Raw genomic sequence first — 13,870 nt, 5'->3', positions numbered from 1 at the left:
ATCCCGCCGGAGAAGCTGCTGCGGGCGCTGCTGCTCCAGGCCTTCTACTCGGTGCGCTCGGAACGCCAGTTGATGGAACAGCTCGACTACAACTTGCTGTTCCGCTGGTTCGTCGGCTTGTCGATGGACGTCCCGGTGTGGGACGCGACGGTCTTCACCAAAAACCGTGAGCGCCTGCTGGCCGGCGATGTGGCGGCCAAGTTCCTGGCCACCGTGCTGGGTCAACCCCGGGTCAAGGCGCTGCTGTCGGACGAGCACTTCTCGGTGGATGGGACGCTGATCGAAGCCTGGGCGTCGGTGAAGAGCTTCCGGCCCAAGGACGGCAGCGGCGAGCCGCCGGGGCCGGGACGCAACGGCGACCGCGACTTCCATGGTGAGAAGCGGTCCAACGAGACCCATGCCTCGACCAGCGATCCCGAGGCGCGGCTGTACCGCAAGGGCAACGGGCAGCCGGCGAAGCTGGCCTTCATAGGCCACGCCCTGATGGAGAACCGGAACGCCCTGGTGGTGAATGTCCGGCTGACGGCAGCCACCGGCTTGGCCGAACGCGAGGCGGCGGTTTCCATGGTCGAGGCCATTCCTGGCCGTCACCGCATCACGGTGGGTGCCGACAAGGCTTACGACACCAAGGATTTCGTGGCGAACATGCGCGAGTTGGGCGCCGCTGCGCACGTCGCGCAGAACACGCGCAATCGCCGCTCGGCGATCGACGGCCGGACCACCCACCACCCTGGCTATGCCGTGTCCTTGCGCATCCGCAAACGGATTGAGGAGCTGTTCGGCTGGATCAAGGGAGCTGGCTTGCGCAAAACGCGTCATCGCGGCACGGCCCGCGTCGGTTGGATGTTCACCCTGACCGCTACCGCCTACAACCTGATCCGCCTGCCCAAGCTGCTGGCGGCGGCATAATCACGCCCGGAATCCGCCTGAGCGGCGGCTCCGAGCTTCTCGGAGCGCGAAAAGGCGCTCCATTCTGACAAAAACGGGCGGCGGAAACGCCATTTCCAAGCCTCAGAGGGGGCAAAAAGCCGAAATATGTTCGTTTTTCCGCGACCTGTTAGATCCACGAGAATGTGGATATCATCCTTAGCGCACAACGCCGCGACCTCCTCGTGACCGGCGTGCCGCAGGTCGCGGAAGCGGTCGAAGCCGGCCTCCAGCCGCCGCCGCATGGGGCTTCCATCGTCCTCGCCATAGGAGTAGCCGAAGACGCCGAAGCGTGTCCGGTCGTGCAGTTCGAAGAGTTCCGCCGTCAGATGGGCGGTGGCGTGTTCGTAGAAGTCGGCGGAGAGATAGGCGATGTTCAGCCGCTCCCCGGAGGCGGCGGGCCGCCGCACGACCGGAACCGCCGCAGCCGGTCCAACGAACGCGCAGTGGAAGGGGCGCGCCGCGCGGTCCTGCTGCGCCGGGCTGGTGCCGATGAGCAGGCTCAGAAGCGGCAGCACGACCCCTTGGTCGCGGTCGATGGTCTCCAGCAGCCGGCGGCAGGTTTCCGCATGGTTCCGCCAGTCGCAGGTGGACAGGCTCGCGAACAGGCGGTCGCAAAGGAACTCCGTCTGTTCCGGAGCAAGCCGATGGGCATGGTCATAGCCCTGGGAGGCTTTTGCCGTCCGCTTCGCCGCACGCAGGCTATGGGCGTTCTCGCGCCATGCGTCGGCCGAATCCGGCTGAAGTGCCAGCGCCCGGCTCAAGACGGAGGGCGCGCTTGGTCAGGGTCGCGGCACGGCGGGGGTTGGATTGGTGTTCCAACAGGGCGAGGTTATTGAAAGCGTCCGCGAGGTCCGGCTGCAAGGCGAGGGCGGCGGCGAAGCACCGCCGCGATTTTTCCAGCCTTCCCAGCGAAAACTCCACCAACCCCAACAGGAAGGCGGCCGCCGGCTGGTCGGACGAGGTGGCGAGGATCGCCCGGCACAGCGAGCCGCTCTCTTGCAGTTTCCCTTGCTGGTAGAGGGTGAAAGCCCTGCCCAGTGCATCTTCCAGCCGCTCCACGGGCTTGGCTTCGGGCCTGAAGCTCGGCGTTCCGGCTGGCGGACCGTGGCTGAGCGGACGCACGACCGTGCCACCGTCGGGCGTGGAGAGGGTGTGCGGGTCCTGCTTGCGAGGCAGGGGGTAGCCCGCCAGATGCAGGATGCCGAGCGGGGCGTGGGGAAGCTCCGGCTCCAGCAGCAGCCGGCCGTCCCCGGAGCTGAAGGGTGTGGCCCGAAAGCAGATCCAGTTGCAGCGCCCCGGCAACTGGCTGAACGGCAGCCCGCCGGTGCGCAGGGCGACGTTCAGCGCGACCTGCTCGCTGACGAAGAGCACGGTCCGGCGGAGGGAGTCCACCAGCAGGCGCGCCCAGAGCGCCCAATGCGGCGCGTTGCGTTGCGCGGCGAAGACTCCGCAGTTCAGCAGCGGGTAGGCGAAGAGCCGGCGCGCCGTGGCCTCGTCAAAGCAGGCCTTGTACCAGTCGTGGAGGTGGTGGGCGTAGGGCGCGCCGTCATAGAAGGGCGTGTAGGCGCGGTCGAGTTCCGGCACGATGGCGAAGCCGGTCGCCGCCGCGCCCGCCAGCAGCAGGTCGACGGCCGACCAGTCCTGCACCCAGCAGTCGGCGTCCAGCCATAGGATGATGGCGGCGTCGGGAACATGCCTCGGGAGATGCGGGCGCGACACCATCGCTTTGAAATACTCTGGCATCGGCTGGTCGAAAGGATGATCCCAGCCCGGCGCCACCAGCCGCGCCCCTTCGTTCGCCAGCCAGCGCCGTTCCTCCGCTCCAAGCCCGAGGTCGAGCACGGTGACGGGGACGCCGGCCCCCTGCGGAAAGGCACGGACCGAGCGGGGGAGTCCCTGGAGCAGGGGGAAATAGGCGCTGTCCCCGGCCGTCGCGATCACGAAGGGATGCACCGGTTAGTCCCCGGCCGGCGTTCCTCTCCCGTGGCGGGGGAGGAACTGGAGAAGAATGACTTGTGCGAAGCGGGAACCGGCGGTGTATTCCATGCGTCCCCTCCTTCCATCGGTCAGGGGACGACCCTGCATCATCGGCCGGGTCTTGGCAATCCCGCGAGCGTCTCGGCTCGTCGGCGCGTTCCACCTTATGCCCTCTTGCCCCCAAGCCCGTCGAGGTCCCGGTATGTCCCTTCGCCCGCGTCCGATTCGCCCGCGACAGACGTGCCGGATCTGCGGTTCGTCGGTCCTGGTGCCGGTCATCGACCTTGGCCCGCAGGTTTTGCAGGGAGCCTTCGCCAAGCCCGGGCGGGCGACGTTGACCGGAGAGGCCTTTCCCATGCAGCTCGTGCGCTGCGGCGCCGACCGGGATGCGGGAGCCTGCGGGCTGTTGCAGACCTCCGCCAGCGTGCCTCCCGAACGGCTGTACCGGACCTACTGGTACCGGTCAGGCCTCAACGCGACGATGCGCGACCATCTGCGCGGCATCGTCGAACAGTCTGGGGCGTTGGCCGGCCGGCTGGCGCCGGCGGTGCTCGACATCGGCTGCAACGACGGTACCCTGCTCCGCGCCTACCCCGCGGCGTCGGCGCGGGTCGGGGTCGATCCGTCCGACATCGCCGCCGGGCTCGAAGGCGACATCACCGTCGTCAACGCCTTCTTTCCGTCCGAAGCCGCGCTGACGGAACTCGCCGGCGCCCGGTTCGACATCGTGACCTCCATCGCCATGTTCTACGACATCGAGGATCCCTGCGGGGCGGCCGCCGCGATCGCCCGGCTGCTCGCTCCGGACGGGCTGTGGGTGTTGGAGCTTTCCTACCTGCCGCTCATGCTGCTGCGGAACGCCTTCGACACGGTCTGTCACGAGCATCTGGAGTATTACAGCCTCACCGTGCTGGAGACCATCGCGCGGCGGGCCGGGCTGCGGATCTTCCGGGCGGAGGTCAACGGGATGAACGGCGGCAGCATCCGTTGCTTTGTCTGCCACGCCGCGAACGACCGGCTCGGCACGGTAAGGGATCTCGCCTTCCTGGAGGCGCTGCGGCGGCGGGAGGGTGCGATGGGGCTGGCGACGGACCGTCCCTACCGTGCCTTCCAGGCGCGGGCGGAGGCCTTGCGAGAGGAGCTGCTCGGCCGACTGCGCGCCGTCCGCGACGGGGGCGGGCGGGTGCATGTCTATGGCGCTTCCACCAAGGGCAACGTGCTTCTGCAATGGTGCGGCATCGGCCGGGATCTTATCGAGTGCGCCGCCGACCGTAACCCCGACAAATTCGGCGCTGTCACGCCGGGCACCGGCATCCCGATCGTTTCGGAAGCGGAGTCCCGCGCGCTGCGGCCCGACCTTTACCTCGTGCTGCCCTGGCATTTCCGCCGCGAGTTCTTGGAGCGTGAGCGCGCGATGGTAATGGGCGGAACCAAGTTGCTGTTTCCGCTGCCCAGCGTCGAAATCGTGGAGGCTGGGAACTTCGAGCAGGCGCTGGCCCGCCCGGATTGCATGGAGGAGCTGCTGCTGGGAGGTGGCGAGGGGCCGGACGGCGGCTTACCCTGATCCCGAAGGGTGAGCCAGAACCTCGTCCAGCAGCCAGCCGAGCGCGTCGGGGGCGATCCGCACGGGAATGTCGAGCCGGGCGAGCAGATCGTCGGGCCGGCCGGCCGGATCGTCGGTGAAGCGGCCGGCCAGATGGTGGAAGCAGCCGAGCAGCGGGACCTGCACGCCCATCTGCGCATTCCAGGGGGAGTCCGGATGGAAGAAGTCCGGGTTGCAGAGATGCACCCACCGCCCGCCCGGCGGCAGGAAAACCTGGTTGGCGGTGGCCGCCCCGACCGGGGCCACCACCACCTCCGCTTCCGCCATCAGCTCAATCGTTTCCAGCACGCCGAGCCGTTCAGGTTGCACCGTTTCGAATCCCCGGGCGGCGAGCAGGGCCGCGACTTCGGCGTCGTTGGCGATGCGGTGCTTGGGCGCCGAGCCTCGCCGTGACAGGTAAAGGCGCCGCGTCGGCGGCCCGTGCCTGCGCCGCAGCGGCAACAGGCGTTCCCGCAGCCAGCGATAGGCGGAGGGGTACGGAACGGCCGATGGCACCGCCGCTCGGCTCAGACGGTAGAGGACCTGGGCGCCGTCCGGACCCATCAGTTCTCGCGCGTCGATGACCTGTTCGGCGGGCAGGCCGACGAGTTGAAGCATTTCCCGATGGTAGGGCCGCACGTCGAACAGAAGCACCGGCAGGGCGCGTGTCTCGGCCACACGCTCCCGCACCATCAGCCTCGGCAACACCTCGACGAGGAAATGCCAATAGTTGGGCGTGGAGGGAAGGAAAAGCACCGGCTGGTCGATCACCATCGTCCGGTAGAGCGGGCGAGGCAGGCGGAAGGCGCCCGCCGTGGCGCCAGGCGTCACGCCGACCAGCGGCACGCGGGGACCTCGCACGACCGTATCGGTCACCTCGCGCAGCAGGAACCGCCGGCCGGCCAGCAGATGGCTTTCATAATTGTCCTTGACGTAGAAGCCCTGGACAACCTCGATCTCCGCGTCGAGCGCCACGCCCACCGGCTCCTGCGCCAGCACCAGCAGCCGGTCGATCTGGGGGCGCAGCCAAGGAGGGGTTGCCGATACCAGCGCCTGGCCGGGCTCCTGGGCCGGCGCTTGCCACGTCTCGTGGCGGAAGCCAGCGGCGGCACACCAAGCCGGGAAGGGCAGCAGGGCCAGAGGAAAGCGGTCGATGTCCTGGGGCCGGACCTCGGGGAAGTCGAGCGGATCCTTGATCGCCAGAAATTCCATGGCGAGGGCCGGCCGCCCGACGAGCAGCGCCATGCGCACGAGCCGCTCCAGCAATCCCCAAAGCGCCCTGGTGACGGCAGGCGCCTCCTGCAGAAGAGGAAGCGCCCGTTCGCAGAGGGAGGCGGCGCCCTCTGGATCCCCGCGGCCCAACGCGCGGGCGGCGGCGCGCTCGCAGAAGCTGGTGTAGGCCTCCCGCAGAGGAAGAAATCCGGGAGCCCGCGCCACCCCCTGTCGCAGCCAAGCTACCGCTTTCGGCTCGTCGCCGATCTGGTCATGCAGCAGGGCCAGCGAGAGGTGGGTTTCTCCGTCATCGGGCCGCAGGGTCAGGGCGCGCCGGTGGTGCCGGCACGCCGCCGCCGGGCGGCCGGCGGCCTGCTCCAGGATGGCAAGGTTGCGGTGGGCGTCGAAGAAGGCGGGATCCAGCGCCGCCGTGACGGTGAGAAGTGCGCCCGCCGCGTCCAGGTGGCCTTGCCCGAACGTGATGGTGCCCAACAGGCAGCGGGTCTCCGCCTGCTCCGGCAAGGCACGCAGGATCGCGCGGCAGAAATCGCCCGCCTCCCTGGCGCGACCGGCCTGATGGAACGCGAGCGCCCGGTCCAGGGCCTCGGCGAGCGTGATGGCGCCTTGCGGCGGAGCGACGTCCATCCGACAATGGTTAGCATTGGCCGCAGGCCCATCGACAGGATTTTTGCGGATGGCGCTTTTTTTGCGGCGTCCGTGAAGGGATAGCGGCGGGCGAGGAAGCCTTTCTCCAGCGATTCAACCGGGGGCTGTTTGTTCAACGTCGAGCGTTCGAGGCTGCCTGACGCGGTGGCGAGCTTCCGGGCTGCCACCGCCTTGCATCCGGAGCATCCGGTGCCGTGGTTCCTGTTGGGGGACACCCTCTGCGGACGGACGGCCGTGGATAGAGTGTTGAGCCCGCACCCAGGGGGCTGGCCGATTGGGAAGAGGAGAGGGTCGAAGATTCAACGGGGTGTCGCCCCGTGCCCAAACCGCAGCCGGTGAGAGCCCGGAACCAGTTTCGCCCCGATGGGCCCCCGAGTTGTTTCCCGCCGTCCGAATCCCCCGGCCAGTCCGGGCTTGTCGGGAAGCCGAATAGGACGGCAGGAGGCATTGAGTTGCGGCGCAGTACCGACCGTCTTTCAACCCGGCAAGCCTTCGCTCCCCAACCTCCCGAGTGACGCTCCAACGTTTTGGAGCGCTATACTTTATGCCGTCAAACCGAACCTCTACCAGCCTTTCCATTGTGCGCCTGGAAAGCCCATGTTTCGCTGTCGGTTGGTGGTTGCGGCACCCAGCGTCACCTAGACCTTGAAATTGGGACAGGCTGTCGCCAATTAACTTGGCACTATGATGAACGCTGCCTCCCAGACCCGACTCTCTTTGCGTGCAGGCCGTGTGCACGCAGGCACGTTCGCCCCGGATTAAGGCGCGCAGCAGCGCTCCTGATCCATCTGGGGCTCCAATCTCCAAAACCTGCTGCATCCGGGGCTGTAGCCGCGTCTACCCGCAACGCCGGCATTTCCCCATTGTTTCCCACCGTAGTCGATCCGTCGGCTGCGGAGCTCGTATGTTGGAGGAGATCCGATGGCCAAGGGTCGTGAGTTGCTCCCGTCATCAAGCCGGCAAGACGAAGACAATAATTGCGAGGGGCGAGTTGTGCCCTTCCAGCCGCGGAAGCGGCGGTCGAGCGAACTTGCACCTACGCCACCGGACGACGATGAGCCTTTGCCGCCGGTTGCCTGAAGGTGGTTGCCGCATTCAGGGGCGGACCTCCAAAGAATAACTCGATTCAAAAGCCCCCCTTGTATGCGTAAGGGGGAAACAACCGATAGGAAACACGAAGTGTTGAAACCCCCATCGCCCATTCGGTCGGAAAAGGATATGGCAATTGTATCCGAGGCTGTTCGGGTAGAGAGTCTGGGGGGCGATCCGATTAACATCTCGACAGGGGCTACTCGTGGAGCCAGAGATGAGGACGACCGTAACGATCACTTTGTGGCGCGCAACGGTAAGGTTTTCGCCGGAACGCATCTGATTATCGATCTATGGGGAGTCGAGCGGCTAGACAATCTTGAGCATGTCCGCTCCACGCTGATCGAATCGGTGCAGGTTCCGGAGCGACACTGCACCTCCACCTGCATCATTTTACGCCGAACGGCGGCATCTCCGGCGTGGCGGTGCTGGCGGAGTCCCACATCTCAATCCACACCTGGCCAGAGAGAGGCTATGCAGCGCTCGATGCTATCATGTGCGGCGATGCCGAACCGATGAAGGCGCTTCCGGTGCTGGAGAGAGCCTTCACCCCCGTTTGCATGAAATGCGACGAGTTGCTTTGAGGTGATACAGGAATGAGCAGCGGGGCGCCGGTCTGAACGCACGGCGGGGACAAATTTTCGATGTAGCTCACGAGATCCGCTGGACTACGCAGCCCCGGTTTCCATCAGCCGAGCGGCCATTCCTTGGCTTTGCTCCAAGCTGCCAGCTTCAACATGGGGGAGATGGTCATGTCCACAGTTTGCAACGAAGATCTGGTTCTTCCGCCCATTCTCATGAGTGATTGCGACTGGGGCAGGTTGAAGAGATTGGTGGAGCGAGCCGCGGCGCTGCATCATCCGGTGTCTGAACTGCTGGAGAAGGAGGTCAAAAGGGCTGCAGTCTATCCGCCAAAGGACGTTCCGCAGGATATCGTGACCATGAACTCCCGAGTGGTGTTCCGCACTCAAGACGGCGGGGATCTGGAATCACACGTGCTGGTGTTTCCGGAGCGCTACACGCCCAACGGCTGCTGCGTGTCGGTTACTACGCCGCTCGGTGCTGCGTTGATCGGCCTACGCGTTGGCAGTTGCTTTCCCCTCCGTCGGTCGGATGGGGCGCTCATGCGCGTCTTTGTGCATGACATCTCCTATCAGCCAGAAGCCGCAATGCGGGAGCGTTCGACACCCAACCTTTGAGAGTTGGCTGTCGAACCAGCGCACCTTAAGCCGAACGTCTTGTCGTTGCCCCAACCTTGTGCTGGTGGTTTCGAGCCGCCGGACAGTAGGGCTCTTCCCACATTAACCTGCTCGATAATGGCTTTGGACCAAATGGCATCCGCACCTCGCTCGTACGCTGAGGGAACAACACCATTGCAGATGATGCGCACACGCCTCGCATTGTCCACGTCCATGATCGTGCGCTTGATCTGGCCAGTGGTAACAGTCGCCATCAGCCTGTCACTGCTTGTTGGGCATTCGTGGCTCTTCCAGGCCACCATCACACCTCCCGAAAGCGTGGTGGCGATGGCGCCTGTTGTCCTGGGGGGCGTCAGCTGCTTTTCGGCCGCGTGGCTGACGGCCCGTCTTGTCGTGTTGATCTTGGTACGCACCAGCCGAGACCAACGTCGCCTGCCGAAGCTCCTTCAGGAATCCGTGACTGTTGCGTTCTTCCTGATCGCGCTTATGGGTACCATCGCGTTGGCGTTGGACGGCGCCGTCGTCGGGTCCGTCGCCACCTCTGGCGTTGTCATTGCAATCCTCGGATTCGCATTGAGAAACATCATCGCGGATGTCGTTCTTGGCATGGCCTTGGGGCTGGAGCGTTCATACCGCATCGGTGACTGGCTCAAGATCGACAACGGTGTCAGCGGCGTGGTCATCGACATCAACTGGAGAACAACACGTCTTCTGACACGCAACCAAACCCACGTCATTCTTCCGAACAGCCGCATCGCACAACGGCAGTTGGTCAATTACAGCGCGCCGAAGCGCCAGTATCGGGATCAGTTGCGTATTTGTTTACCCCATTCCATACCGGTCGTGGAGGCGAAGCGTGTTCTGTCAGATGCGGCGCAGACCGCTCATCGGAGTCTTGCGGGGCCCGTTCCCGACGTCCTGGCGGTCACCTACACGTTGGGCGGAATGGAGTACGCCGTCCGCTATTGGGTGCCGAACTATGCGGAGGAAGCGGCTTGCCGGGATGCACTTCTGACCGCCATCGACGCCGCGCTCCGGAGTGAAGGTCTGCATGTTCTTCAGAACACATCGGAGACGATTGGAGTTGCCAATCAGGCTGGTCAAGCCATCGAAGTCAGACCTGACGAAGGCTCAATATTGCGCCAGGAGTGGACAAGCTTGTCGAAAAGAGAAGGTTGATGCGCGCTCTGGTGGTCTGTCTGCCGATCTGAGGATACGCAGGTACTGGCGGATGAAGGCGAGCTAACCATGTCCATGAAATTGATTCCAAGCTTTTCGTGGCTCATGGCGATAGAGCGGCAGGCCCTTCAGGGGTCACTACACGAAAGTGCGCAAATTGTCCGGGATGTGAGAACGCGGCATGAACGTGAACTCAGTTGCGCGTTATCGTCCCCCTGCTGAGTGGCGAAGGTGGTGGCTTAGGCCACCCGTGCCGGAACCGCTCGGTTCTGGCACGCCGGCTAGCGGTATCGACCAAAGAAAAAGGCCGCCAGTTGCAGCTGGCGGCCTGAAGTCGGAGCGGAGAAAGAGTGTCTAGGCGGCGCGCTGGGCCAGTTCGCGGCGCGCGGCGGCGGCCAGGAAGCCGGACCGCGAAGTGTCGCGGAGCTTGGCTTCGGCGTCGATCGCGGCCAAGAGGGCTTCGTCGATGGTGACGTTGACCCGCACGGCCCGACCGGGGAGATCGGCACGCACCAGCAGGCGCCCCGCTTCCGGCGGGGCTTCTTCGTCTACCGGCGCCGCGTCGATGTCAGACGGCTCGGGGATGTTGTCGCCGTCTTCGATCATGCCGGCGATGTGCAGCGCCAAGCCGGTTTCGGCGTGCGCCACCACGTCAGCGGCGTTGACGCCGAATGCGGTTAGGCCAGGGAAGTCGGGGAAAGTGGCGTTCAACCCGTCTTCCGTGCGCTCCAGTATAATGGGGTAATACCTGGAAGACATGGACCGTGATCCTTCGTTGGTGTGCGTTGCTGTATTGTTTGGTAGGGCTGAAGCCCCGGTTTTCACCGGAGCTTCAGGCCAGACTGCCTTTCGATGGACTTTAGGTCGCGGATACCAAGCTCCTTAACCGGTGTCTGGACGGTGACCCGTCCTTTCTTGGTCGGGTGCTTGAACTGCTTGTGCGAGCCGACTTGGTTCACTTCGCGCCACCCGTTAGCTTCGAGGATCGCGATGACCTCTCGGCTGCTGTAGACTTTTCCCATTTGCCTCCGCTCCGTAGTCTCTGTGTATATATACACACTGGAGCAGGGCGGTTCAAGAGAAAAGTGCGCATGAGTGTGTATAACGGCAACGGGACGCCGTTGGAGAAGGTGGGGGAGGGGTGCCCCGTTCGCGCAGTGCCGCAACCGCCCCTCTGCGGCGTCGTAAAAACGAGCAGTCGGGATACCCGGCCGCTGGTGTTGATCGCCTTGGTTCGCAAGGCCTCAACAGCGGCCTCGATGAGTCCGCCGACCTCGGAGGAAGCATGCGATAGCGGCTGCCTGTATCATGCCAGCGGCCACAAACAGGTGGGTTCCGGTCTCGGCTCCCCCATCGACACTGGTCCGCAGCAGCCCGAAGGCGGCGGGGGCAAAGGCATAAGTCGCCTGACCAATGGCCACGATCAGAGGAACAACCCGCGCCACATCCTCGCTCGCGAACTCCACCTGTGCGATCAGTGGCGGCAACGACGTCGCATTTCCGATCCCAAGGCCGAACAGAAGTATCCCCGCCACCAGCGTTGGGCCGTCATCACCGCCAGCGGTCACCAAGGCCGCGGTACCAAGAATCTGCACTGCGTAACTCACGCAGGCGACAAGGCGGCGGTCGGCAGATGCCGGCATCATCCAGCCGACAACGCTGCGGCCGGCGATCGCAGCCAAGGTGGCCCCACCCATCGCCAGCCCGGCATTCGTTTCGCCGAGCACCGGAGCCAGCAGCGAGAACAGGTGGGCGAGAAGACCGATTTGTGCGAACAGCCCGAGCGCCATCCCGCAGGCAAGCGTGACGAAGCGGCGGTCCAGCCAAAGGCTGTGCCCTGGAAGGGAGCGGGCGGCTTGCACCGCCGGGGCGGTGAGAGGCTTGCCCGATGTATCGCCATCGGGCTCCTGACCAAGGCTTTCCGGTGTCTTGGAGAAGAACAGCACAGCGAGGAGGCCGACCACGGCCGTCATCACCAAGCCGACGGCGAGGGATGCGGTGAAAAAGCCGAAGCTGGAAATGAGGGTGATCCACAGTGGCGAGAAAATGACGCCGCCAATGCTGGCACCGTTGTAGGCCAGTCCCAGAGCTGCTGGGCGACCGCGGACGAACCATGGGGAGACGATCGCATTGAGTGCGGCGGCCCCCATCGCAACCCATCCGGCGCCGCTGGTCAACGCCGCGGCAAACAGCTGCCACGGTGCATCGGCAGTTGCCCAGCCGACGACCCCGAGCGCAAGGAGCGCGGCGCCCAAGCAGGTCACGCGAGGAACACCCAGAGTCCGATACAGCCGCGCCAGGTTGGCCACCACCAGCGCGCCGCACAGGAAATGCACGGTTACCGCCGCTGAGACCAACGACACCGGCCAGCCGGTGCGTTCGACCACGGCATAGAGATAAACCGGCGGGCCGTAGAAGCCGACTCCCCAGCCGAACAGGGCCAGCACGAAGGCGGCGGCGACCACGCGCCAGCCGAGGAACGGACGGTGAATGGGAACGGCAGTCATGGTGCGCGGCTCTCCTGGAAGGGTCGCCTTGCTTATGCGAATGGTACTGTGGGATGGTTCGGTCTGAACCGAAGTATCCTGGCGCCTCCTTGGGGTATGCTGTGCAGGCTGGAGGAGACAGGATGGCCACGCCCAATCAGATTGCCGAGGTTGCTGCCGCCATCGGCGAACCGGCACGCGCTGTCATGCTGGTTGCGCTGATGGATGGACGTGCGTTAACAGCGAGCGAGCTCGCGGATGCTGCGTCGATCACCCCACAGACTGCGAGCGGTCATCTGGCGAGGATGGTGAGCGCGCAATTGGTCGTCAGCGAAAAGCAAGGGCGCCACCGCTACCACCGGCTGGCCGGTGCCAATGTGGCCGCCCTGATCGAGAGCATGATGCGGATCGGAAGCGGGGAAACGCTTTTGCGGAAGCCCGTGCGCGTCGGTCCAAGCGACGCTGCCTTGCGGGCGGCCAGGACTTGTTACGACCATCTTGCCGGTCGGCTGGGTGTCCGCATCGCGGATGCGCTGATTGCTATGGGGGCGGTGGAGATCGAAGGCGACGACGGGCTTGTGACGCAACAGGGCGTGGACCTGATGGCAACGCTTGGAATTGCGTTACCCAGACACGCACTGCCGAGAACCGCACGTCCACTGTGCCGCCCTTGCCTCGACTGGAGTGAGCGGCGCCCCCATATCGCTGGCCAACTGGGGGCTGCCATCTGCACCCATGCCTTTGAGCAAGCCTGGGTCCGGCGGGTTGGTGGGAGCCGGACTTTGGAGATCACGCCAATAGGCAAGAGGGCATTTGGGAGCGCCTTCGGAATCACGTCCGATGGGCAACCCCCAGAGTCTAGAGCAGGCTAAGACCTGGCATCCTACGCTGTCGCGAAATGGAGCCATTAAGCGACGGTTCTGGACGGACCGGAGCGGCGCGGCGGGATCTGTTGCGAAAGTTGTCGCGTTATGGTGTCATGAAAGGGCATGGACCAAACGCGACACTCCAGCCCGGCACCCCACCTGATCGGATACGCCAGGGTTTCGACCGACTTTTGCCGTATGAGTGTGCATGTAGGATAGCGCCGCAGCGCCGATAGACAGGGGTTGTGGCAATATCATAGTATTCCTAGTGACGAGGAGTGCTATCGAGGACCCTGGCCGGTGGCAACACGACACCCTGCGCCCCCGCCCCCACAATGGGTCGATCTCCAAAACCAATATGGTCCGCAGCTCGTCAAAGACCTCGTGACGGTCACGACGGCATTGTCACACGAACTGAACCGACGCGCAGATCGCCCAAATCTCCGACTGGCTCACGCCGCGGCGGTGGCGGCGTGCCACTCGGCCATCGCCTGCGCCCGGAAAGCACGCAGGCTGCCACGGGAGACCAAGTGGCGCTGAAGGTTGAAGGTGTTGTAGATGGCGGAATGCAGGGCGACGAAGCGCTGGGCAGAGCCAGGGGACTTAACAGGATGCGGAAAAAGGGCTGTGCACGGCCGGTTGGTCGTGATTCTTTTCGGTTGAGGAGAACACGGCCGACGAGGG

12 protein-coding genes and 1 pseudogene are annotated in these 13,870 nt (G+C 64.8%); 6 read left to right on the top strand and 7 right to left on the bottom strand.

The window, feature by feature from the left end; translation table 11 throughout:
• On the top strand, positions 1-909 hold a 909-nt coding region (locus tag Q4I23_RS23435; RefSeq protein ID WP_498527806.1), incomplete at its 5' end, for an IS5 family transposase.
• On the opposite strand, the gene Q4I23_RS23430 is transcribed toward Q4I23_RS23435, so the two are convergent.
• Together Q4I23_RS23430 and Q4I23_RS23425 are read right to left on the bottom strand one after the other, a co-directional pair.
• Positions 867-1,691, bottom strand: a complete 825-nt coding sequence (locus Q4I23_RS23430) for an O-linked N-acetylglucosamine transferase family protein (RefSeq protein ID WP_498527805.1) — start codon at positions 1,689-1,691, stop codon at positions 867-869. The genes Q4I23_RS23435 and Q4I23_RS23430 overlap by 43 nt on opposite strands.
• On the bottom strand, positions 1,630-2,883 hold the full coding sequence (locus Q4I23_RS23425) for a hypothetical protein (RefSeq protein ID WP_498527804.1): 1,254 nt from the start codon (positions 2,881-2,883) through the stop codon (positions 1,630-1,632). Before Q4I23_RS23425 ends, Q4I23_RS23430 begins: the two co-directional genes overlap by 62 nt.
• 55 nt (positions 2,884-2,938) lie before the next feature.
• Between Q4I23_RS23425 and Q4I23_RS23420 the strand changes: the two genes are divergently transcribed.
• A complete protein-coding gene (locus Q4I23_RS23420; RefSeq protein ID WP_498527803.1) occupies positions 2,939-4,471 on the top strand; it encodes a class I SAM-dependent methyltransferase in 1,533 nt (510 codons plus the stop codon).
• On the opposite strand, the gene Q4I23_RS23415 is transcribed toward Q4I23_RS23420, so the two are convergent.
• The gene (locus tag Q4I23_RS23415) at positions 4,463-6,346 is read right to left on the bottom strand and encodes a glycosyltransferase 61 family protein (protein WP_498527802.1); all 1,884 of its coding nucleotides are present in this window, start codon (positions 6,344-6,346) and stop codon (positions 4,463-4,465) included. The two genes, Q4I23_RS23420 and Q4I23_RS23415, sit on opposite strands and share 9 nt — an antisense overlap.
• Before the next feature lie 1,529 nt (positions 6,347-7,875).
• Between Q4I23_RS23415 and Q4I23_RS23410 the strand changes: the two genes are divergently transcribed.
• From Q4I23_RS23410 to Q4I23_RS23400, 3 genes are all read left to right on the top strand, one after another.
• Positions 7,876-8,040, top strand: coding sequence for an S-adenosylmethionine decarboxylase (locus tag Q4I23_RS23410; protein ID WP_498527801.1), 165 nt, complete (start codon positions 7,876-7,878; stop codon positions 8,038-8,040).
• Positions 8,041-8,208: 168 nt separating this feature from the next.
• The gene (locus tag Q4I23_RS23405) at positions 8,209-8,655 is read left to right on the top strand and encodes a GreA/GreB family elongation factor (protein ID WP_498527800.1); all 447 of its coding nucleotides are present in this window, start codon (positions 8,209-8,211) and stop codon (positions 8,653-8,655) included.
• A 180-nt stretch (positions 8,656-8,835) separates the two neighbouring features.
• The gene (locus tag Q4I23_RS23400) at positions 8,836-9,834 is read left to right on the top strand and encodes a mechanosensitive ion channel family protein (RefSeq protein WP_498527807.1); all 999 of its coding nucleotides are present in this window, start codon (positions 8,836-8,838) and stop codon (positions 9,832-9,834) included.
• Between the two features lie 354 nt (positions 9,835-10,188).
• Here Q4I23_RS23400 and Q4I23_RS23395 read toward each other — a convergent pair whose 3' ends face one another.
• From Q4I23_RS23395 to Q4I23_RS23385, 3 genes are all read right to left on the bottom strand, one after another.
• Entirely contained in the window at positions 10,189-10,593 is a 405-nt protein-coding gene (locus Q4I23_RS23395) for a type II toxin-antitoxin system HicB family antitoxin (RefSeq protein WP_498527799.1), read from the bottom strand.
• Positions 10,594-10,655: 62 nt separating this feature from the next.
• Entirely contained in the window at positions 10,656-10,856 is a 201-nt protein-coding gene (locus Q4I23_RS23390) for a type II toxin-antitoxin system HicA family toxin (RefSeq protein ID WP_498527798.1), read from the bottom strand.
• 222 nt (positions 10,857-11,078) lie between these two features.
• Positions 11,079-12,341, bottom strand: a complete 1,263-nt coding sequence (locus Q4I23_RS23385) for an MFS transporter (protein WP_498527797.1) — start codon at positions 12,339-12,341, stop codon at positions 11,079-11,081.
• A gap of 122 nt (positions 12,342-12,463) precedes the next feature.
• On the opposite strand from Q4I23_RS23385, the gene Q4I23_RS23380 reads away from it, so the two are divergent.
• Entirely contained in the window at positions 12,464-13,192 is a 729-nt protein-coding gene (locus tag Q4I23_RS23380) for an ArsR/SmtB family transcription factor (protein ID WP_498527796.1), read from the top strand.
• Positions 13,193-13,638: 446 nt separating this feature from the next.
• Here the strand turns inward: Q4I23_RS23380 and Q4I23_RS23375 are convergent.
• Positions 13,639-13,870, bottom strand: a pseudogene (locus Q4I23_RS23375) (hypothetical protein); the annotation flags it as partial.

Source organism: Azospirillum sp. UFLA03-27, from assembly GCF_059803775.1.
Note: the sequence above shows the minus strand (reverse complement) of the source record. Positions and strands in the feature narration are given on the sequence as shown.

Excerpts from the sequence above, each read along its gene's own strand:
- Q4I23_RS23420 (WP_498527803.1), top strand. The coding sequence starts at position 2,939 with ATGACTTGTGCGAAGCGGGAACCGGCGGTGTATTCCATGCGTCCCCTC.
- Q4I23_RS23415 (WP_498527802.1), bottom strand. The coding sequence starts at position 6,346 with ATGGACGTCGCTCCGCCGCAAGGCGCCATCACGCTCGCCGAGGCCCTG.
- Q4I23_RS23405 (WP_498527800.1), top strand. The coding sequence starts at position 8,209 with ATGTCCACAGTTTGCAACGAAGATCTGGTTCTTCCGCCCATTCTCATG.
- Q4I23_RS23400 (WP_498527807.1), top strand. The coding sequence starts at position 8,836 with ATGATGCGCACACGCCTCGCATTGTCCACGTCCATGATCGTGCGCTTG.
- Q4I23_RS23395 (WP_498527799.1), bottom strand. The coding sequence starts at position 10,593 with ATGTCTTCCAGGTATTACCCCATTATACTGGAGCGCACGGAAGACGGG.
- Q4I23_RS23390 (WP_498527798.1), bottom strand. The coding sequence starts at position 10,856 with ATGGGAAAAGTCTACAGCAGCCGAGAGGTCATCGCGATCCTCGAAGCT.
- Q4I23_RS23385 (WP_498527797.1), bottom strand. The coding sequence starts at position 12,341 with ATGACTGCCGTTCCCATTCACCGTCCGTTCCTCGGCTGGCGCGTGGTC.
- Q4I23_RS23380 (WP_498527796.1), top strand. The coding sequence starts at position 12,464 with ATGGCCACGCCCAATCAGATTGCCGAGGTTGCTGCCGCCATCGGCGAA.